This window comes from Microcoleus sp. AT8-B5, assembly GCF_036705565.1.
Taxonomy (GTDB): Bacteria; Cyanobacteriota; Cyanobacteriia; order Cyanobacteriales; family Microcoleaceae; genus Microcoleus.
Window position 1 is genome coordinate 1 of sequence record NZ_JAUBUY010000004.1, and the last position, 20810, is coordinate 20810.

22 protein-coding genes are annotated in these 20810 nt (G+C 46.4%); 7 read left to right on the forward strand and 15 right to left on the reverse strand.

What is annotated here, in order from left to right; all coding sequences use genetic code 11:
• Window positions 1–183: 183 nt before the first annotated feature.
• The 3 genes from QUB39_RS04040 to QUB39_RS04050 form a co-directional block, all read right to left on the reverse strand.
• Complete coding sequence (locus tag QUB39_RS04040) at window positions 184–531, reverse strand: NINE protein (RefSeq protein ID WP_333035309.1); 348 nt, start codon at window positions 529–531, stop codon at window positions 184–186.
• 94 nt (window positions 532–625) lie between these two features.
• A complete protein-coding gene (locus QUB39_RS04045) occupies window positions 626–838 on the reverse strand; it encodes a hypothetical protein (protein WP_333051592.1) in 213 nt (70 codons plus the stop codon).
• Window positions 839–1190: 352 nt separating this feature from the next.
• A complete protein-coding gene (locus tag QUB39_RS04050) occupies window positions 1191–2783 on the reverse strand; it encodes a CPBP family glutamic-type intramembrane protease (RefSeq protein WP_333051590.1) in 1593 nt (530 codons plus the stop codon).
• Between the two features lie 215 nt (window positions 2784–2998).
• Here QUB39_RS04050 and QUB39_RS04055 point away from each other — a divergent pair, with 215 nt between their 5' ends.
• From QUB39_RS04055 to QUB39_RS04075, 5 genes are all read left to right on the forward strand, one after another.
• Window positions 2999–4360 carry a histidine phosphatase family protein gene (locus tag QUB39_RS04055; protein ID WP_333209292.1) on the forward strand — a complete coding sequence of 454 codons (1362 nt, stop codon included), beginning with the start codon at window positions 2999–3001 and terminating at the stop codon, window positions 4358–4360.
• 235 nt (window positions 4361–4595) lie between these two features.
• Window positions 4596–5909, forward strand: coding sequence for a dihydroorotase (locus QUB39_RS04060; protein ID WP_333209290.1), 1314 nt, complete (start codon window positions 4596–4598; stop codon window positions 5907–5909).
• 39 nt (window positions 5910–5948) lie between these two features.
• On the forward strand, window positions 5949–6098 hold the full coding sequence (locus QUB39_RS04065) for a hypothetical protein (protein ID WP_333231284.1): 150 nt from the start codon (window positions 5949–5951) through the stop codon (window positions 6096–6098).
• 4 nt (window positions 6099–6102) lie between these two features.
• Window positions 6103–6858 carry a 4'-phosphopantetheinyl transferase superfamily protein gene (locus tag QUB39_RS04070; RefSeq protein WP_333209289.1) on the forward strand — a complete coding sequence of 252 codons (756 nt, stop codon included), beginning with the start codon at window positions 6103–6105 and terminating at the stop codon, window positions 6856–6858.
• 52 nt (window positions 6859–6910) lie between these two features.
• Entirely contained in the window at window positions 6911–7084 is a 174-nt protein-coding gene (locus tag QUB39_RS04075; RefSeq protein WP_333209287.1) for a hypothetical protein, read from the forward strand.
• 154 nt (window positions 7085–7238) lie between these two features.
• On the opposite strand, the gene QUB39_RS04080 is transcribed toward QUB39_RS04075, so the two are convergent.
• Window positions 7239–7979: a response regulator transcription factor gene (locus tag QUB39_RS04080; protein ID WP_333051578.1), complete on the reverse strand. Its 741-nt coding sequence runs from the start codon at window positions 7977–7979 to the stop codon at window positions 7239–7241.
• A gap of 535 nt (window positions 7980–8514) precedes the next feature.
• Here QUB39_RS04080 and QUB39_RS04085 point away from each other — a divergent pair.
• A complete protein-coding gene (locus tag QUB39_RS04085) occupies window positions 8515–9261 on the forward strand; it encodes a creatininase family protein (RefSeq protein WP_333051575.1) in 747 nt (248 codons plus the stop codon).
• Window positions 9262–9414: 153 nt separating this feature from the next.
• Here the strand turns inward: QUB39_RS04085 and ndk are convergent, their stop codons facing one another.
• Complete coding sequence (ndk, locus tag QUB39_RS04090; RefSeq protein WP_333051572.1) at window positions 9415–9864, reverse strand: nucleoside-diphosphate kinase; 450 nt, start codon at window positions 9862–9864, stop codon at window positions 9415–9417.
• 866 nt (window positions 9865–10730) lie between these two features.
• Here ndk and QUB39_RS04095 point away from each other — a divergent pair.
• Complete coding sequence (locus QUB39_RS04095) at window positions 10731–11489, forward strand: hypothetical protein (protein WP_333209285.1); 759 nt, start codon at window positions 10731–10733, stop codon at window positions 11487–11489.
• A gap of 1 nt (window position 11490) precedes the next feature.
• On the opposite strand, the gene proB is transcribed toward QUB39_RS04095, so the two are convergent.
• The 10 genes from proB to QUB39_RS04145 all read right to left on the reverse strand — a co-directional run bounded on the left by proB (window position 11491) and on the right by QUB39_RS04145 (window position 20469).
• The gene (proB, locus tag QUB39_RS04100; RefSeq protein WP_333051567.1) at window positions 11491–12600 is read right to left on the reverse strand and encodes a glutamate 5-kinase; all 1110 of its coding nucleotides are present in this window, start codon (window positions 12598–12600) and stop codon (window positions 11491–11493) included.
• Window positions 12601–12841: 241 nt separating this feature from the next.
• The gene (locus QUB39_RS04105) at window positions 12842–13363 is read right to left on the reverse strand and encodes a YqeG family HAD IIIA-type phosphatase (protein ID WP_333051566.1); all 522 of its coding nucleotides are present in this window, start codon (window positions 13361–13363) and stop codon (window positions 12842–12844) included.
• Window positions 13364–13512: 149 nt separating this feature from the next.
• On the reverse strand, window positions 13513–14637 hold the full coding sequence (gene mltG, locus QUB39_RS04110) for an endolytic transglycosylase MltG (protein WP_333051563.1): 1125 nt from the start codon (window positions 14635–14637) through the stop codon (window positions 13513–13515).
• 247 nt (window positions 14638–14884) lie between these two features.
• Window positions 14885–15463, reverse strand: coding sequence for a DUF3727 domain-containing protein (locus QUB39_RS04115; protein ID WP_333051560.1), 579 nt, complete (start codon window positions 15461–15463; stop codon window positions 14885–14887).
• 313 nt (window positions 15464–15776) lie between these two features.
• Window positions 15777–16235, reverse strand: a complete 459-nt coding sequence (gene ruvX, locus QUB39_RS04120) for a Holliday junction resolvase RuvX (protein ID WP_333051557.1) — start codon at window positions 16233–16235, stop codon at window positions 15777–15779.
• Window positions 16236–16513: 278 nt separating this feature from the next.
• Window positions 16514–17839: a GNAT family N-acetyltransferase gene (locus QUB39_RS04125; protein ID WP_333051554.1), complete on the reverse strand. Its 1326-nt coding sequence runs from the start codon at window positions 17837–17839 to the stop codon at window positions 16514–16516.
• A 191-nt stretch (window positions 17840–18030) separates the two neighbouring features.
• Window positions 18031–19212, reverse strand: coding sequence for a F420-0:Gamma-glutamyl ligase (locus QUB39_RS04130; RefSeq protein ID WP_333051551.1), 1182 nt, complete (start codon window positions 19210–19212; stop codon window positions 18031–18033).
• Window positions 19213–19408: 196 nt separating this feature from the next.
• Window positions 19409–19927, reverse strand: a complete 519-nt coding sequence (locus tag QUB39_RS04135) for a GNAT family N-acetyltransferase (protein WP_333051548.1) — start codon at window positions 19925–19927, stop codon at window positions 19409–19411.
• Window positions 19911–20210: a DUF1778 domain-containing protein gene (locus QUB39_RS04140; protein WP_333051545.1), complete on the reverse strand. Its 300-nt coding sequence runs from the start codon at window positions 20208–20210 to the stop codon at window positions 19911–19913. The genes QUB39_RS04135 and QUB39_RS04140 overlap by 17 nt, the downstream gene beginning before the upstream one ends.
• Before the next feature lie 64 nt (window positions 20211–20274).
• Entirely contained in the window at window positions 20275–20469 is a 195-nt protein-coding gene (locus QUB39_RS04145; protein WP_333209281.1) for a hypothetical protein, read from the reverse strand.
• Window positions 20470–20810: the final 341 nt, after the last annotated feature.

A 20810-nucleotide genomic window follows, 5' to 3' on the forward strand; every position in this document is an offset into this window, starting at 1 on the left:
TGGTGGCTGCGGGCTTTTTCATTCGTTTATTTTACCAGCTTTTGACACTGAAGTTTTTTTGACCTGAATCCTTACCTTCTACCTTCTTCCATCGGACTGACATCCGTTGCATCCGTTGCATCCGTTACATCCGTTACATCCGTTACATCCGTTACATAATCCGTTGCCGAACTTCCTTCTTAATTACAATTCTCGCAACAGTTTTTGGCGTTTTTCCTCATATTCTTCGGCGGTAATTGCGCCCATATCGTAAAGTTTTTTCAATTCGCCGATCGCCCCGGTTACATCTTTTGCCGCTCTGAGGACATAGCCCGACGGCAACGTGCCGCCATTGTACTGAACCTGAAAAGCTTGTTCCGACATCAGCAGCAGTCCCAGAAAATCGAAAAATGCGATCACGAACGGAATTAATGTCCCAGAAAATAGCAAGTATAATACCCCTGCTAAGTTATTGCCCAAATAAAATTTGTGAATTCCGAAACCTCCTACAAAGAAAGCTAACAGAACTGCTACGGTTTTATCTTTTACCATTTTTACTTTCCCCAGTTTTTTATTTTAACTTCCGCCATCGACTTTGAATGCACGACCTTGAACGATCGAGCTAAGTAATGTTACTAATTTTTACTCATTTATTTGGGTTTTTGCGAAACTTAGACATCGCAAAATACAGCAGAACAATACCGGCTTGAGCTTGTATAATGACCAAGTAGCCTCTCAAGAAATAATTGAGTTCGCTGCCTGAATTGAAAGAAAATATTAACAGACCCAAGGCTGCGTAGGGTGCGAAACGCATCCAACTCGGCGTTCCCTCTAAGTTGCGGCTGTTCAAATTGCTCATGGGTTTAAGCCTCATCCTAAATTAAAATTTAGCTATAAATTAGCCGGATTGTCAACTTCCGCTGGGTGCGATCGCCCGCGTGAGTCTCTCAATCAACAGCCGACAAGATATTACTTCCATCTTAAACCCTGTTTTTCCGCTAAAGTAAGGAACCGGGGCGGGTCTATCTGGATCTGTGGCTAATATTACAGATTAATGTGAACCCGCCCCTATGGGAGTTCCGGTTATTGTACCGGCCTAGATATCAGGGGCGCAGCGAACAGCCTACTGCTGTTTTTGGCAAGAGTCGATCGCCCGCACGAAAACTGTCAAAAAAACTCGGTTAATTCACAATTATTAACAACCGCCCCAATTAACTCGCGCCGCCGCCCAAAAGAAACAGACTCAAGAGAGTACCGCTATTCCAAAGACTGTGGAGAAGCATAGGAGCAAGGAGATTTCGCGATCGCGTGTACACAAACCCCAAAACCGCACCCAAAGTCGCCAAAGGCAGAATCTCAGACACACTCAAGTGAGCCACAGCAAACAAGAAAGCAGAAGCTGCGATCGCCCCCCAAACAGGCAAATAGCGAGTCAGAGAAGGTAGTAGAAAGCCCCGAAACACAATTTCCTCAAAAACCGGAGCCGCGATCGCAGCAGTGCCGAAAAACACCGCCAAAGCCACGTTATCCCTACCTTCGAGAACGATCGGCAAAATCGGATTACTGCCACCTTGTCCCTGCCATAACTGCTGATTGATCAGCGACACCAAAACCACCAAAGGCAAAGCCGCAAAATAGCCGCCAAAACCCCACAAAAACCAATTTCCCCGCAAATTAATCCGAAACCAACCATCAGGCAAAGGCAAAAAAGACTTCACCGAAAAATACAGTACCGAAAGCCCCCCCGCCGACAGCAACAAATAAGTAGCAAAGATATAAAAAGCCTTCTCGCGCGGGTCAAAAGTAGCAGGATTCAGTTTTAAAACAGCCAGAGAAACAGGCAGCAGCAAATAGGGAATCAAGATTTGCCCGACAAAGAAAAAGCCGACCACCAGCACCTGCCAAACAATCTCGCCATCCCAAGGCACATCCCAAGTCAAGCTTGCATTTCGCGCCAACACCGGGCCGGAACCTGCTGTATCTAACTGCTGCCGCTGCAACAGCCACTGCAGGCTCAAACCAACCAGCAAAACCGTACCAATACAAAGCGAAATAGCCGGAACGCCGACAATAATTGCCAACTTTTCTACAGCTTGCTGGGCTGTTACTTGCTCTGCTGCTTGCAGCGCCACCAGCTCTTTAGAACGTTCTTGCAGCTTGTAAAGTTGAGCGAGAGCGCGATAGCGAAACCAGCCATCCAAAGACTTTTGAATGTTCTGCTCGGCATCCGGCAGAAGTTGAGCCGGATTGCTCCAAATTCCAGTTAAAACTTTAGCAGTTACCGCCGCAGGATCGTAATCAATTTGAGTGTTGTACCGCTCAACTAAATTTTTCCAAGTTTGGATCGCCGCCTCAGTTTTACCACTGCTTGCCTGCAAAATTCCCAATCGCAAGTCAAGTTCGTTTAGCAGCACTGACTGTTGCTTGATCGACTCGGACGCCGCCTTATTTTGAGCCAAATTCAGAGTATTATCCTCAGACTTAGAGGCAATTGCCGACTGAATTTCTTTAACTTGTGCTTGAGATGTTTCGAGAGTTTTGCGAGTCGAGTCTCGCGCTTCTTGATATTGCGTCAAAGCCGTATTTAAAGGATCTGCACCGACAATATTGTTGCGCGCCGAACTTAAATTAGCACTCTGATTATTTTCTCCTTGCCACTCCGAGGCGTGCAGCAGCAAATTTGTCTGGTAGAGTTCCAGCCGGCTTTGAATTTGCGGCTGATTCCAACTAGCAAGTAAAGATAAACCGACCAGGGCGATCGCGATCGCCGTTAAAATACCTAAAATAACCCGCTTCAGTGTCATTCCTGCTTTTCCGTCCCGCGCGAATCCGTGGCTAAATCTTTTCCGTCTTTAATCATAGGTCGTTGCAGACGAGAGTATCCCGACAACTGGTAAAATTTCACTGGCTCATCTTTTTGACTCGCCTCGCACCCGAATACTGGGTAAGGCGTGCACCCCGCACCCGAAGCGCAGTAACAGGCTAAATCTAAAATCTAAAATCTAAAATCTAAAATCGAATGACTCGCATTATCTTAGTCCGTCACGGCAAAAGCACATACAATCAAGAACGCCGCATCCAAGGCCGCCTCGATAAATCAATTTTGACAGAAGCAGGCCGCAGCGCCGCCCTGCAAGTAGGCGACACACTCAGCAGTATCGCCTTTGATGCCGCCTATACCAGTCCCCTGCAACGAGCCAAAGAAACAGCGGAAATCATCCTGTCGCGCTTGACAAATCCGCCACAACTCCAGCCAACTGATAATTTGATGGAAATCGATTTGCCTCTGTGGGAAGGAATGCTGCGGCAAGATGCTATAGACAAATTCCCCGAAGCATATCAGCAGTGGCAAAGACAGCCCGACAAATTTTCCATGAAACTGCCATCTGCTGACGGAGAAATCGAACACTTTCCCGTATTAGCCGTTTTTGCTAACGCCCGTCATTTTTGGCAAGAACTTTTATCGCGTCACCAAGACGGCACAATTCTAGTAGTAGGTCACAACGGAATCAACCGCGCTCTCATCGCCACAGCCTCAGAAATTACCCCAGATTACTATCAATCAATCCAACAGTCAAATTGCGGAATTAGCGTAATTAATTTTGGAACTTCCCCTGTTACCAACGACGAGCCAGGAGAGCCAAAAAAGAAAGTTCCAGTTCAATTAGAGTCAGTGAATTTAACTTCCCATACCGGGGAAAATTTTCCCAAACCGAGGGACGGACACCAAGGCCCCCGCTTGTTGCTGGTGCGTCACGGCGAAACCGACTGGAATAAAGCAGGTAAATTTCAGGGGCAAATAGACGTACCTCTCAACGATAACGGCCGCGAACAATCCCGGCGGGCAGCAGAATTTCTCAAGAATGTAAAATTAGATTTTGCGATTAGCAGTTCGATGCTGCGCCCGAAAGAAACAGCGGAAATTATTCTCCAACATCACGGCGGTTTGCAACTAGAACTCCGCGACGACTTGAGAGAAATTAGCCACGGACTTTGGGAAGGAAAGTTTGAATCAGAAATCGAACAATCCTATCCGGGTTTGCTACAGGAATGGAAAACATCTCCTGAAAAAGTCCAAATGCCCGAAGGAGAGAATTTGCAGCAAGTTTGGGATCGGGCGATCGCAGCTTGGCGAGAAATCGTACAATCTGTTTCAGGTACTGGCATTGTCGTTGCTCACGACGCCATTAACAAAGCAATTCTCTGCCACCTATTCGGTTTAGAACCCGAACATTTCTGGAAATTCAAACAAGGAAACGGAGCCGTTAGCGTGATTGATTATCCCCACGGCCCCGATGGTTTGCCAGTATTACAAGCGATGAATGTCACAACTCATTTGAGCGGCGGCGTTTTTGACAAAACAGCAGCCGGAGCACTCTAATTAGTAAAGTGCCGATCGCGAACCCGTAGCGGAAGGAACGCCCACCGCTACGCTTCGCCCGCCTGAAAAATGTTTGAATTTTGATAACAACCGCGCCCGACGCTTAGGAAGTTCTTAATTCCTGAAACTAATGCGCTGGATTGCTTCTTCCTTCTTCCTTCTTCTTTCTATCCTTTACATCCGTTACATCCGTTACATCCGTTACATAATCCGTTGCCGAACTTCCTTCTGTTATATGAGCCGCCAACTGCTACAAAATGTACGAGTGCTAGATCCAGTTTCAGGGAGCGATCGCATCGCTGATACTCTGATTGCTGAAGGTAATATCAAAGCAGTTGAGGAAAAAATTGCTGAGTTTCCCGCTGACACAGAAGTGCGGGATTGCCAGGGACTGATTTTGGGGCCGGGGCTAACTGATATCTACAGCCACAGCGGAGAACCGGGTTTCGAGGATCGGGAAACGCTGGAATCTTTGATGCAGGCTGCGGCGGCTGGGGGTTTTACGCGAGTGGCGATTTTGCCGGATACTTCGCCACCTGTTGACAATTTGGCCGGTTTAGCTTTGTTGCAGCAACATATCCGCAATTTGCGGCCGGGGCTGCCCCGCTTGTATTTTTGGGGCGCGCTGACAGCGGGCGTTAAAGGGCAGCAGATGGCCGAGTTGGGCGAGCTGGCCTCCTGTGCAGTGGTGGGTTTTGCGGACGGTTCGCCGCTGTCTAATCCGGCTCTGGTGAGGCGTTTGCTGGAGTATATCAAGCCTTTGGGCAAGTCGGTGGCTTTGTGGCCGTGCGATCGAACTTTGGCAGGAAACGGGGCGGCGCGGGAGGGTGCGGTGTCGGTGCGCTTGGGTTTGCCTGGAATTCCGGCGAGTGCAGAAACTTCGGCTTTGGCGGCAATCCTGGAGTTGGTGGCATCTGCGGGAACTCCGGTTCACATTATGCGCGTTTCTACGGCGCGCAGCGTGGAATTGATTCGAGATGCGAAGGCGCGGGGTTTGCCGGTGACTGCGAGTGTGACTTGGATGCACTTGCTGTTGAATGTCGGGGCAATTTCAGGAAACTCTCAAGATTCCGGCGGGAAAAATGCTCTGACTGCTTCGTTGCCCTACGATCCGAATTTACGCCTAGAACCGCCGTTGGGCAATCTCAGCGATCAATTAGCGTTGATTCAAGCTGTGAAAGATGGCGTAATTGATGCGATCGCGATCGACCACAACCCGCATACTTATGAGGAGAAAACTGTGGCTTTTGCTGATAGTCCGCCCGGGGCGATCGGCTTGGAATTAGCTTTGCCTTTGCTGTGGCACGGACTGGTAGAAACGGGCGAATTTTCAGCTTTGGAACTGTGGCGAGTGTTGAGCGCAGGCCCTGCCGTTTGTCTCGGACAAACCCCCCTCACGGTTGCACCGGGAGTCTCTGCTGAGTTGATTTTGTTCGACCCGGAAATGAGTTGGACTGTTGACGGGCAAAGTCTGAAGTCGCGATCGGCAAATACGCCTTGGTTGGGACAGCAATTAGCAGGAAAAGTTGTACAAACCTGGATTAATTGATTCTTGGGATTGAAATTTATCTATTGTAGAACAGGCATCTTGCCTGTTTCTCAAAGTAGAACAGGCATCTTGCCTGTTTCTCAAAGTAGAACAGGCATCTTGCCTGTTTCTCAAAGTAGAACAAAAGTAGAACAGGCATCTTGCCTGTTTCTGGGAATGCTGAATGAGGTGACTCAGAAAAAAAGATAAATACATGATTGCTGCTTTTGATTCGTGGAAGTCCCCACCGCAAAACCTGATATTGGATCTGGGCGAAATTCATGTTTGGCGCGTGTCTCTGACTCAAACAGAATCTTGCTTGCAGAGTTTACAACAGACTCTCTCTACCGACGAGCGGACAAAAGCCGAGGGTTTTCACTTTCCCAAAGGTCGATCGCAATTTATTGTGAGTCGTGGCGCACTCAGAGCGATTCTGAGTCGCTATCTTAACATAAATCCTCACATTTTGCGCTTTGACTACAATCCCTACGGCAAACCCTCTCTCATCGCCGCCCAAGGTGGAAATACGCTGCGTTTCAATTTGTCTCACTCAGGGAACATGGCTCTAATTGCGATTACCAAAAATCGAGATATTGGTGTCGATATTGAAAGCATAAATCCCAACTTTCCTTGTCAGGAGATTGCTGAAAAGTTTTTTTCACCATTAGAAAAATCTGTATTGCTTTCGCTCCCAGAACATCTCCAACCCAGAGCTTTTTTCACCTGCTGGACTCGCAAAGAAGCCTATATCAAAGCAGTTGGTAAAGGACTTTCTATTCCCCTGAATCAGTTTGATGTCAGCCTCGCACCAGGAGAACCTGCAGCGCTGTTAAATGTTGAAGACAACCCCGAAGAAGCATCGAGATGGTCTTTAATTGAATTAATTCCCAGTTCAGATATGGTGGCGGCTGTTGCGGTTCCAGGAGATTGCTCTAAACTTGATTGTTGGGAGTGGACAGGGGAGTTTTGATTTATGCTGAGATGTTGCAGCATTCTCAATAAGCTTTTTATGAACAGGCAAGATGCCTGTTCCACAAGAAAGAAAATTCACTATTTGTGGAACAGGCATTTTGCATCAGCAACAGGCAAGATGCCTGTTCCACAAGAAAGAAAATTCACTATTTGTGGAACAGGCCGGAAAGCCTGTTCTTGAAAATGCTGCAATATGTGAGTTTATACCGATCGCGAGCGAGTAAAAGAAAACGGCAACAGTCGCTACAATAGCTCTACTGGTTGCACCTCCAAGCTATTGTATAGCCCACCCTCCATAGACAAAGAAGGACACAACATTTTTGTGTCCTTATTTGTCTATTCGACTGCAATTTACCACCCTACAACTGATTTAATAATTTAACCAAATCGATAGCCAAACCCGCGTACTGTAATGATATATTCCGGTTGGCCCGGATCTATTTCCAACTTTTCGCGCAGCCAGCGGATGTGAACGTCAACTGTTTTGCTGTCTCCGATAAAATCTTGACCCCAAATTTTTTCCAGCAACTGATCGCGAGACCAAACTCGCCGGGGATAACTCATAAATAGTTCTAGTAAGCGAAACTGTTTAGGAGAAAATTTCACTTCCAGACCACGAACCAACACGCGGCACTCTTCAGGATACAGAGTTATGCTCTTATATTGCAGCATCATCGGTTGTCGCAACTGACCGAGGCGCTGGCGTCGCATCAGCGCCCGACAGCGAGCGATAAACTCCCGCATTCCAAAAGGCTTAGTCAGATAATCATCCGATCCGGCTTCTAGGTAAAAAGCGCAATTGTTGGCACTTCCTCTAGCACCGATAATCAAAATAGGGACGGGATTTCCTTGATGCCGTAACATTCGACACAGATCCAAACCGTTAATTGAATCCATAATTAACAGGTTGAAGGCAAATTCACCGTGGTATGACGAAGCAGCCTGTACAGAAGGCAGCGCGTTGCGCCCGTCGCTAGTAACCACCACCTCATAGCCCTGTTCTTTAAGGGCTAAAGCTAGCATTTCCCGCAACAGATCTTCACCTTCCAATAACAAGATACGGCCGGCTTGTCCAACAGCCAACCTTGAAGGACTTTCGCTTAATTCAGCAGAAGACATAAATATAAGTGGGAGTGATGTTTGTATGTGGCTAGCGCGAGGTACCTTCTTCAGTAGCTGAGGCACTCTCGCGCTGCGATCGCTTGTACGATCGCCAAAAAGTTCGATCGCTTAGAATCCTTCGCCAGTCCATCCCACAGACACGCGCTCGACCTTTGCTACTTGCTCGTGTAAGGAATACAGCCGTAGAGCAGTTGCCGGAACCGCGCTGTCTGCCTGCGTCCAGGCCACAGAAGTCTGGTCATTTTTCGGGGTCGGTGTTAATTTCATAAAACATTGCCCGCTGTTAATTGACCACGTAACACCCAATCTAGAGGGATATGCTTGTTATACTACTGTTAAAAGGTTATTAAAAGGTAAAATTTTGGTAATCAATTGGTTAAATTATTAACGTTAAGTAATATAACAGTAAAGTAGCGATCGCACTTTAAGAGCTTTTTTTAAGAATACAATAATAAGTTGCTCCAAATTCCTTATTCTTCCCGTGCCGGCTACGATCGACGATAGCAAGTAAAAATTCTGTAGACTGCCTATCATGTTGCTGCATTTGAGTACCTGGCCCGAAGTAGAAGCTTATCTCGAAAGCTCGCGAGGCATAATTATCCCGATCGGCTCCACCGAACAGCACGGGCCCACCGGCTTGATCGGCACTGACGCCATTGCTGCCAAGGCGATCGCCCACGGTGTCGGCGAAGCTGCCAATGCCTTAATCGGCCCGACAATTAATGTCGGGATGGCCTTGCACCACACCAGCTTTCCCGGCACAATCAGTTTCCGACCGCAGACGCTGATACTGGTAATCCGGGATTACATCACATCTTTGGCAAAAGCGGGATTTGAGAAATATTTCTTCATCAACGGTCACGGCGGCAACATTGCCACGATGAAAGCAGCATTTTCCGAGACTTACGCGCATTTGTCTGACTTAAATTTACCGAATGCCGATCGAATCCAGTGTCAAATCGGCAACTGGTTTATGTGCGGATCAGTCTACAAACTAGCAAAAGAATTGTACGGAAACCAAGAAGGCTCCCACGCCACCCCCAGCGAAATCGCCTTAACCCAGTACCTTTATCCAGAAGCAATCAAGCAAGCTCCGCTTTCGGAAGAAGTCGCTTCCGGGCACAAAATTTACGGTGCCGCTGACTTCCGTCGCCGATTTCCCGACGGGAGAATGGGTTCAAATCCGGGCTTAGCAACCGCCGAACACGGTCAACAGTTTTACGAATTAGCAGTCAAAGAATTGACTAATAATTATTTGGAGTTTTTAAGTTCCGATTAACGTTTTTTATTCTCGTTACTAGAAATAGCTTGGTAACGAGTAAAACTGTCAAACTCTTCTATATTTTACAGTTATGAGTGAGTCCGCAACAGGATATTTCATCTGTCTGAGAAAGGTTATATCTCCCGATTAACCATCGGGAGAATATCAAAACTATTCCACAATCCAAGGAGTTAAACAAGGTGTCCAAGCACTCAATTCTTCTTCCTTGAACCAAAGGCTAATTTCCGAGCGGGCAGTCTCGACAGCATCAGAACCGTGAATGAGATTACGGCCGACATTCACGGCAAAATCTCCCCGAATTGTCGCAGGTTCTGCATTCAGAGGATTTGTAGCACCAATGATTTTTCTCGCCGATGCCACAACGCCGTCGCCTTCCCACACCATCGCCACAACAGGGCCTGAAGTGATAAAGTTTACCAATCCAGCAAAGAAGGGTTTTTCTTTGTGAACATCATAATGTTGTTCCGCTAGTTCGCGACTCGCCGTCATTAGCTTCATACCAACTAGCTTAAAGCCCTTGGCTTCAAAACGACCGATAATTTCGCCGACGAGTCCGCGTTGTACGCCGTCGGGCTTAATCGCTAAAAAAGTCCGTTCCAAGATTAACTCCTATAATTGTGTTAACTGATCCAAAAGATAGAGTAACTCACAACGCACCTAAAGGCAATTCTGAGAATTGGAAATTGTCATTTGGAGGCTTATTGCCGCAGGAAGAAGGAAGAAGGAATAAGAAGAGGGAAGAGAAAAGAGGGAAGAAGCAATAGACTTTTTGCAAAAGTCCTTTTAAGCAAATTTTCGGACGGGATCTCCGGCCCAGCTATTTTTGCAAGAGGTCTAATAAAAGCAAGGGTTAAAGAAACCGGGTTTCTACGATAAATTTTTGTTGAGCAGGGATGAATCTGCAAAGAAACCTGGTTTCGAGACTCCTATGCGTCTAGGACTGATTTGCAGGGAGCATCCCGATTTTGTAAACAGCATTTTTTAGGACTTTGAGCAGAATGCTCATTTGCCTATATTAAGTTAATCAGTCTTTAAATTATCGGTCAATAAATAATCAAACTCTTGTGGGGTGGCTTTGAGCAACGCCAGAAATACCCAATTTAAATCTAGAACATTTTATGTCTAGGGAACAATATGCTCGAACTTCTGGCACAACATGATACAAGTCAATCGATTGCGCGATTTTAGATTTTAGATTTTAGATTTTAGAATTGAAGCCATCGACCCCACGGATAAATTCGGGGCTCCTTTATCGGATACAGGTTTTTTATTTTTCCACGGATGAATCCGGGGGCTTGTATCATGTATGCTTTCGGTCACAATTTGCTGTGACTGCAAACACTCTTACCTACGATCTTAAATACAAATATGTATGATAAGAAACACAATTATTTATGCTCAAAAATATAGATAATTAACAGAGGTATGAAAATTATCTTGACAGCAACTATTCAGGCGAAAAAAGTATGAAAGCCATTGTAGCATTCATTGAACCAAAAAAGCAAGAGTTTGCCAAATTGCCCTTGTTTGACTTTCTAGCCAATAAACACATTCACGCGAATCAACGACTAATTTTTGCACCTGTACTCGCTCCTTTGGCTGTAGGATTGAGCGATTTAAATAAATATGTATTGCGAGAATCTTCTAGTAATAGCCAAGTTCAGGAACTAATTAATAAATATACGTATAAAAAAAACTATTACTGGCACGACTATCTAGAATACTTAGATGAGCTGGGCTTAAACCAATTAATGAGTTGCGGCGATTTCAGAATGCTTTGGGGTGAAGAAACTAAAAAAACTCGATCGCTATGTTCAGTGCTCGAACGCTACGCTTGGAAAGCTTCTCCCATTGAGAAACTGGTGTTAGTGGAAGTCCTCGAAGGAACGGCCCAAGTTTTTTTTGAAGCGGCGCTAGCAGTGGTAATGGAATTACAGCAAATTAACAAAAAAGAATCTGTTGATTTTGGAGGATCTTATGGGGGTTTAGAAAATTATCACCTTTTAAACACGCCAGAGATGTTGGAAGTTTTAGCAGAGATTAAACTTACTAATGCGGAATGCCAAGCAGCTTTAGAATTAGCACAAAATGTATTTGAACTGTTTACAGAAGCGATGAACGAGCTGTTCAGACACAGCCAAACAAATTCTTGCAAGACTGTGCTGCAAATATCCTCAATTTCTGCCTTTGCTCATTGCCCGATCGACTTTCTCGATATTTGTTAGTTTAAACAATCACTAAATTATCTCGGTGTACCGCCGTTTCGACGCCTGCATAGCCTAAAATCTCAGCAATTTTCTCTGACTTGCAGCCTTGGATTTGTCTCAGTTCTAAACTGCTATAATTCACAAGTCCTCTAGCAATTTGCTTGCCGGCTGCATCGCACAACTGCACGGAATCATCAGCTTGAAATTCTCCTTCTACTTGAGCAATACCCGCAGCTAAAAGCGATTTTCCGCCGTGGGAAATTGCTTTGACAGCACCCGCATCTAAATATAGTTTTCCGGCCGGAATTAGCACGTTAGCTATCCAGTGTTTGCGAGCGTTTACAGGGCGCGGTTGAGGCTCGAATTGAGTACCGATCGACTCTCCGTTAAGTATTTTCTCGATATTACCAGGAAAGCAGCCGTCAGTGATGACAGTCCGTACTCCCGATGCAGTTGCTATTCTGGCTGCTTCAATTTTTGTCACCATACCGCCGGTTCCCCAACCGCTGCGGGAATCTCCTGTTTGCACCTGAAATTCTGTGAGCTGTGCCATACTTTGGACTAGGGCGATCGGCTGCGCGTCGGGATTGCTGCGCGGATCGGCGGAATACAGCCGATCGACATCTGTGAGTACAAACAACCAATCTGCTTCTACCAAACTCGCTACTAGCGCCGAAAGCGTGTCGTTATCGCCAAATTTAAGCTCGTCTACCGCTACTGTATCGTTTTCATTGACGATCGGAATCACGCCCAATCTGAGCAGTTGTTGAAAAGTATTGCAAGCGTTAACATAACCATTACGCTGCACTAAATCACCCCTGGTGAGCAATACTTGAGCGATCGGCTGTTGTAGAGTAGTAAACAAGTCATCGTACACCCGCATCAGCCGCCCTTGGCCCACAGCCGCCACAGCCTGTTTCATAGCAATATTTCGCGGGCGTTCCGTCAAACCCAAGCGGGCGCAGCCAACCCCAACCGCACCCGAAGAAACCAAAACTACTCGATGGCCTTGCTGCCGCAAATCAGCTAAAATTTCGACCAATGCAGCAATAGTTGAAAGAGCTAAGTTTCCTGTAGTCGATCGAGTCAGAGTCGAAGTTCCAATTTTAACAACAATAGTTTTAGTCATTAGTCAGTAGTCAATAGTCAGTAGTCAGCAGTCAGTAGTTATTAGTTATTAGTGATAATATCATTTCCAGTAGACATCTCCAATAATTATTATTGTGGAACAGGCATCCTGCCTGTTCAAAGCTGGCTTTTCGGGAAATGTCTAGTTGATTATAACAAATACTGTAGGGGCGGGTTCACCAACTTCTATGATTCACGTCCTGGATATTTATAAACCCCCCCTCCGCATTAATGACTAATGACTAATCTTTAATTTTCAGAGAAGCCCCCAAAGCTTGAGAAACCCAAACTTCAAAAGAGCGCACCGGATACTTGCGAAGCGCATACCCAGCATCAACCATTGGTTCCACTAAAATAGTGAACATACCCAAACGATTGCCTGCTAAAACATCAGTAAAAAGTCGATCGCCCACCATCGCCACCTGTTCCACCGGCAAATTCATCGCCGTCACTGCTGTTCGCAACTTGCGGCGGGACGGTTTAGCCGCACCAGTGATGTATGGTAAATTCAAAGACTCAGCAATTCGACCGATCCGATTTTGACTTAAATTATTGCTCGCCAACCATAGGGATACCACCGGTTTAATTTCTTGTACCCACAAGCTGAGTTCAGGAGAAGCATTCATTGCCGTAATGGGAACCAGAGTTTCGTCCACATCCAATACTAATCCTTTTATCTGATATTTCTGCAGAATATCAGCCGTTAACTTCATGACTGAATCGCCTAGAACTAAGTCAGGCTGTAGTAATTTACCCCAAGTCATAATGATTTTAGATTTTAGATTTTAGATTTTAGATTGAGAAATAAGAAATTGGGAGTTAAAGATTGAAAAAGTAAAAAATCAAAAGTGAATAATTATTGCTTTTCCTGGGTTACTTTTGACTTTTTACTTTTTTATTAGTCATTGCCCATCTATTGACCCGATCGCACTTTTTGGTCAACTTGAGCCACAGCAGCATTGTGTTCGGCCAGAGTGCGACTGAAAATGTGAGTGCCGTCATACCGCGCCATAAAATACAGGTATTCTGTATTTTCTGGAGTCAGAGTCGCCTCCAAACTTGCTATTCCCGGAGATGCGATCGGAGTTGGGGGTAGTCCTGGATTTATATAAGTATTGTAAGGAGAAGGCGTTTCTACTTGCTTAAAAGTCAGAGGCTTTTCCTTAGTTTGCCTGATACCGAGAGCGTATTCAACTGTCGGGTCAGATCCCAACGCCATACCCTTTTTCAGACGGTTGTTGAACACTCCAGAAATGCGGTTCCGCTCGGAAGCAACCACAGCTTCTTTTTCTACAATACTGGCCAAAGTCACCCATTCTTTGAGAGATAGCGTTGTATTATTCTGATTTTTTTGATATACCGGCAAAGCTGTCTGCTCGAAACGGGTGAGCATTTGTGCGATCGCAGCTTGAGGAGTAATTCTATCGCCGTCTAGCTGATAAGTATCCGGGTACAAAAAACCTTCCAAATGAGGCAATCCGCTCGGCAGCCAAGGGTATTGAGCGTAAGGAATTTGACTCGCGACCGCCATAAACTCTTTAGCCGGAAAAAAGCCTTGCGCTTCAAAATAAGTGCTCATTTGTTGCAGCGACCACCCTTCGGGAATCGTGAAACTCTGCTGTGCGACTTCGCCCTTCCAAATTTTGTCAGCAACTGCACTCAGAGGCTGAGTCGGCGACAGTTGGTAAGTTCCTGCTTGAAAACCTCCCTCGCGGTTTTGCAGAGTCATCCAGCGGGCCCACATATTCCATGCCGAGCTCGATCGAATCAACCCCGCAGCCTCTAAATCCCGGCCGATTTTTTGACTGGGAGTACCCTCCGGGATTTGGATAGAAACAGCATCCTCCTCTGCCGTGGAAGTTGACGTTTCAGCTATTTTAGGAGGCGCCGAAGCCCAGCTCCACCAAGCCCAGCCTTGCCAAGCGCAAACTCCCCAGATTACCGGCAGCAAAGCCAGATAAAACAACCATTTAGAGACTTGCGGAGTACCTTTTCGGCTCTCGCGCGCGCTGCCTTTTGTCATTTGTTCTTTATTCATAGTCCGTTGTCCTGGATAAGCGGCGGTTAACTAGCGACTAATGACTGATGACCTGCGATTGATGACCGAAAAGTTACGAATACAAGCCCTTTAAAAGACCCAATCCACGCGGCCCAATTCAAAAGCCCGATCGCGAAGGCAGAAGCTGCCACCTCGAAAAAGTTCGATCGGGCGAGCAGTTTACTGTTTTATAAAATAGTAAAAAATTCTGCTTTTTGCCATCAGGTTTTTTGCCTGCAATTCATATCTAATCAAGCTCGTCAAAAAACTGGTCTTCCAGCATAGGTAACATCGGTTCCAGCCTTTGGAACTCCTCTTCCGAGAGCAATTCTGGCTTGCCGTCATCATCCATTCTAGCCAAGATAAAGAACGGGTCTAGAGGCGTATAAATCGCATATTCCTGTTCTTCGTGGTAGAAACTGGTCAGCCACATCAGCTCCTCGAACTCCGACTCCTCATCAGGATCGACATCGGATGCCATATCCTCTTCGGGAAATTCCGGCAATTCGCCAACTACAGTCAGCGTCACCGCTGTGCGTCGGAGCGTCAAGTTCTGCTCTTGCAGGACAACTTTAGCAGTCTCAAAAATTTTGTCAATTTCGGTCTCGTCTTCTACAGGAATTGCTGCTTCGTCCGTCTCGTCTCCCTGCCAGGTAAAAATTTCTACGGGTGAGTCAATTGGAAGCAGCAAAGCGTATTCTTGACCTTCTAGGTTCATAGAATATTCTATGTTGCAAGTTAGCGATCGCCCAACTTCATCCGTCAAGGTGACGGACTCTTCGTTGGAATTGCCATTCTCTTTTTTGCGGTATGGGGATGAGGACATCGCGTGTATCTTAGTTTTCCGTCAATAATTCAGTAACGTTGGCTTGACAATTGGGAATTTTCGTGGCGATATTCTGGCTAAATGGGCGATCGCCAGTCCACCAGCTTAAACCGCGAGACTCGCTGCCTTTTCGACAGGCTCCGAGTGCAGCGTTTAAATCTCAGTCGAGTCAGCAAGCGACACTGAGGACAAATCACGATTTTGTGCTTCTTCAGTACCGAGGGTACAGCAGAATTTTCTCCAGTTTGTCAAGGGTTACAGGTGTGCGTAGCAAACTTGCACAACCAGGATATCACGCCTTTGTTACCAGCTATCAAGGATTGGGAAGGGCGGAGATATTTTGCCTCCGTTCGTCTAGCCACTGCTGCAAAATCAGGGCTGCTGCTTTGCGATCGATCGCACCCTTATTTTGCGACACCGAAATCCCTTGTGTTTTCATCAATTCCTCTGCCTCAACCGAAGTCAGGCGCTCGTCCACGTACTCTAGGGGGAGCTCTAAGGCTGTGGCGATGCGATTGGCATATTTCTGCACCTGTCGGGCTTGAGCACCCAATTCTCCGCTCAGGGAGTAGGGCAAGCCTGCCACTAAAATTTGCACTCTCCGCTCTCGCACGAGTTCTCGGAGATAAGCTACGTCTCGATCGAAGGACGATCGTACCAGTGTTGTAATTCCCGTAGCTATTAAACCGGTGCCGTCACATCCGGCGATGCCGACTCGTTTGAGGCCGATATCTAATCCCAGTGCTGAAATCCATAATTTATCGTTGGACATTCAATTTTAGATTTTAGATTTTAGATTTTAGATTTTAGATTTACTATTTTTTTGCGGAAATAATCTTATTTAACGAACCGCGAAGACGCGAAGGACGCGAAGGAAGAAGTGAAGAAAGTAAGAATAAGATAGGTAATCTTAGGTTGATATTAATAATTAAAAGATTAAAAGCAGAAGGGAGGTTTTGGAATTATGACAGAAAAAAGGAATTTCTTTGATGATTAATTCTCTTTTTTTCTGCCTTCTACCTTTTACCTTCTGCTTTTAACTATTAAGTATTAACTTTTGTCTTGGGAGCCTTCGTCTAGAGGCAATTCGGGCAATTTTAGAGGCAAAATGCTGCTGCTATCTGTTGCCGAGGATTCGGAATTTTGGAAGTTCAAGGGGTTAACTTGATTCGTTTGGCTGTTTCCTGAGTCAGTCAAGAGGGGTTTTATCTCGGAGGATGCGGGCCCTGCTGCTGCTTCCCCAGCCATCGGGCCGAGCCAGGACATCCGGCCCGGTACGGGTTTGCGAGTTGGCTGGAAGCTTTGCAGCATTTCTGATAGCTGGAGTCCTTCGAGAGAGACCAACTTGGACTCGCGCAATTTGTGCCACACCGATCGAGACATCAGCAAACTGTGTTCCACGCGCACAGCTCCAAATTGCTCTAAATAAGCTTCCCGTTCCGGCTGATAGTCAGCGGAAGCCAGTTGCAGGCTTTGAATCGGGAAATCTTGAACAAGGCGCGCCATCTGAGACAGCAGTTCCGGGTAAAGCCAAGTGTAGGCCGGGTGTACAGTCAACTGGGCGACGTGCGGTTGCTGGCCGTTGCGGGATAGCTGCACCTGAAAATAGCCGATCGCGGCTTTGCGCTGCGGTTCAAACACGTAACCGCTGACTACCTCGGTTTTGGCCAGCCACTGTCTGACACCTTCGACTAAAGCGCCGAAAAAACTGGTTTTGAAATCTTGAATGTGCCGATCGAATACTTGGCGCACCAGGGGCGGCATAGACGCGGTATCCAGTTGGTATAGCAACTGAGCGTCGGCGTTGCTCACCGGCAGCAGGTTGGGCAAATCTGGCGTCGAGGAAGCCATTTCTTGCAGGCGTTCTGGGGCGATCGTCCAGTAAGTCATCTGGGCCAAAGGCTGAAACCCGTTTTGCCGATACAAAGCCAAGGAAGTTTTGTCGCCGACATTCACTTCCAACAGCCACGTCCGCGCCTCCCAGACTGCCTCAAAGCAGTACCGCAGCAGCATGGAACCAATTCCTTTGCTGCGGGCTTCCGGGTCTACTCCTATGCGATCGATCCGCCAAGTGCTGCGGGTGCGGTTGAAAGGAGAAATCTGAATTATGCCCTTAACTTTCCCCTCTTCTTCGGCAACGTGGGCCCGGAACAGGGACTGACAGGGGTTGGGAAACAAGCTAAAAATCTTTAGTAGTCCGTACCAGCGACGTATCTGCTGCAACTTTCTACCTAGTACCACGTCGCAGCTTGCGCCCTTGCGGTTTTCTGGCTCTTCGGCTGTTTCCGCGCACAGTTGTTCCATCACCTCGATGTCGCGATACTGAAACGGGCGAATCACAACCTGGTTTTGGTTTTGGGAGGGAAATGAAGTCATAGCATAAAAGTGGAGAATGGAAATTTAAAAATAAAAATTCAGAAAGGGGAAGAGTTAGAGAAGTTTTGAGTTTTGAATGGGTAAATTTTGAGTTCAAAACTTATAACTTTTGATTCTTCTCCCTTTCTTGCTCGATCGAAAATTAAAAATTGCAAATCATCTTTTTGAATTTTTAATTTTCTGTTTTCAACTCAAGATTTTTGTGGCAGAGGTCGAATTACAACGACTGGTGTGCGCTCGTCAGCATTCCCGGCGGGGTTGCTTCGCAAGGCTTGCTCTAAGAATGTTACCGATAAATCGGAGGTCGCTGCTAATATCTTAACTGCTTTCAAGTCATTAGCGTCTACGATCGCCGCCGCAAGTCCGGTTTCTCGTTGAATTTCTTCTACAACTTGCTGGGGATTGTCCGGGCCTAGGACAATAAATTGGTCGAAGGGAGGCAAAGTCCCGGTAACGTCGTCAATCAGTCTGGCTTGTTCCCCTGCAAGTTGGTAAAAGACTCCCGGTTTACCGAATATTTTAGCCACAGCGCCGATCGCAAATGCTGCGACTACGCGCCAAGGGCCTACTACATCAACCAACGTCTGCATCCCGCAAGCCGTGGCCAAACTCGACATCGGCAAGAAAAACAAGCACACTCGCTTTGCCGCCCATCCGGGTTTGACTTCGCTGGGATGGCGATAGCGTCCCTGCATCAAAGCCAAGGGAGTCTCTGCGAGGGCGACAATATCGCCTTTCTGGGCGCGTGGCAGCACGTACCGCTTGACAATTTCGACGGGATTGTCCAATTCCGTCAGGATGTGGGTGCGAATCGGCAAAACTTCGGCAACTCCTACATTTCGGGCATTAGGTACTGTCTCCGAGTTGGGAAATTGCAGGGGAACTACTACGTTACGGACTTTGGGGATGCGGCCGCCCGGGCCGTAGGTGACGTAATGTACTTGCACCCAAGCTGACTGCAATTTGGTTAAATCTTGCCCTTGAATGTCTACAGAAACTTTAATTTTCGTGTTTTTTTGGGCTTTAACAATATAGCCGAACCAGTAATCGTCTGCTCTGGCTGCTGCGTCTTTGTGGCAAGGAATCACCTTTGTCTCGGAGGTAACGCCATCCAAACTTCCGTCTGACAGCAGTTTCACTTGTGCCCGCACTTCCGGCAACATAATCTCAAACCGCTGTGTCAGGTTGCGGAACTCCATTTCCCCGACTAAAAGATAGCGGTTGGGTTCGGAGATGGCTAAGTGCCATTCTCCGGCTGTTAGTTCTAGTTTATTTGCACTCCCAGTCCGGCGATAGTTCAACTCTAGGCCCAATCCGCCCAATGCTAGCAGCGAACCGGCTGCTGCGATTCCTGTTGCTAAAGTCTCAATCACTCAAATCACCGCCAATAATATTTTGTGTTTACTGTAGTCGATATCGGGTACTTTGAGCGCTGATCCGGTAGTAATTGGATTGTGTTGAGTTTGTTGGGGGCGATCGAGCTTAGCCCAATTACAGGTAAGTGCGATCGCGCGTCTGCGGTGGCGGGGTTGGAGAGTGGGATTGGCGATCGGTTTTTAACAAAATCAACTAAATGTTAGAAGTTTGACAAAGTTCTTCAACCGATTTCATTGGTAGATAAAGCTTCATCGGGTTTTGTTTAAACTTTTGAAAACCATATTTTTGATAGAAATTGGCTGCTGGCTCATCCAGAGCTTCTGCAATGACAGCGAGAGATGCAACTTGTGCAGTTGCCAAGAGTGCTTTTCTCAAAGCATCTATCAGAATCAACTCGCCGAGATGTTGACCTTGATAAGTACGATCGACTGCCAAACGACCTAGCAATGTAGCAGGTAGAAGGGGATAGCGGGGCAGCTTTTTTGCAAAAGATTCATTCAAATCTGCGAGTTCAATGGTGTATGCAGAAAGCGTATAATAGGCAATCACATCAGTGTTTGGAGACTCCACTAAAACGAATACGATTGCGACTTTCTTTTTGAGATCCTGAGAAGCTTGTTTACGGATGTAGTTGTCCAAACTATCTTGTCCACAACAAAAAAGCTCTCTGTGATGTCTGCTGCTATCTAAGAGTTCAATTGTGAGTACCATCGCCCATCACTTGTTTGTAGCGCAAGGCTGCTGCTTTGAGAGCTTGATTCGGCTGGGTTGGATTCAGGAGGGCATTTACGAAAGCCTCGCTGTCGTCAAGGTCAAGTTTCAGTCTTTGGTGCTGTTCAATAACTTTGGAAGCGACTGCTTGAACGCTGGCGATGACGAAATCTGTTAATGTACGTCCTTCTAAGTCAGCGGCTTTTTGCCAAAGGGCTTTAATCTCTGGACTGATACGAGCCTCCAATCGGGCTGACGGTTCCGATTTAGTAGTTTTAGTCATACAAAATACGGTTTATCTCATTTATCCATTATATACGGCAAAGTGCCGTATGTCACGCTAAAAGTTAGGGGGCGATCGAGCTTAGCCCAATTACAGGTAAGTGCGATCGCCTCTGGCGGCTAAAGCGGTCAAGTTGCTGTTCAAAGAGCTCTCCTCGTGAGTTAGATCGCTCCAAAATCTGGCCTTGCTTAATCAGGGGATCAAAAAAATCAGTTGAAAATCCCGAATCTTTGTGGATACTGGTTTCTCTGACTTGCATATTTAACCTTTCCTAGCGTAAATCAGCAACGTCCACAAAACAAATCACTTAATTCAATAATTTAATAGTTTATTTGGTTTTACAACTCTATACAATATCGCTTTTAAGCGTTAAATTGTAAACTGAAAATTCACATTATTTTAGAATATTTATTAATTTCGATCGGTTAAGAAGTCGGGATAAAGCAGTTATTTTAAGATTGCTAAGCTAAGACTGTTCCCGATGTGCGATCGCGCGCCTTCACCTTATTCAAGATCGAATGAACAGCGAGCCGCTAGCCCCGTAGTGGTAAGTATTTTTAAGAATCTACTTCTTAAGTAACAGTCAAAATCTAGTTCTTA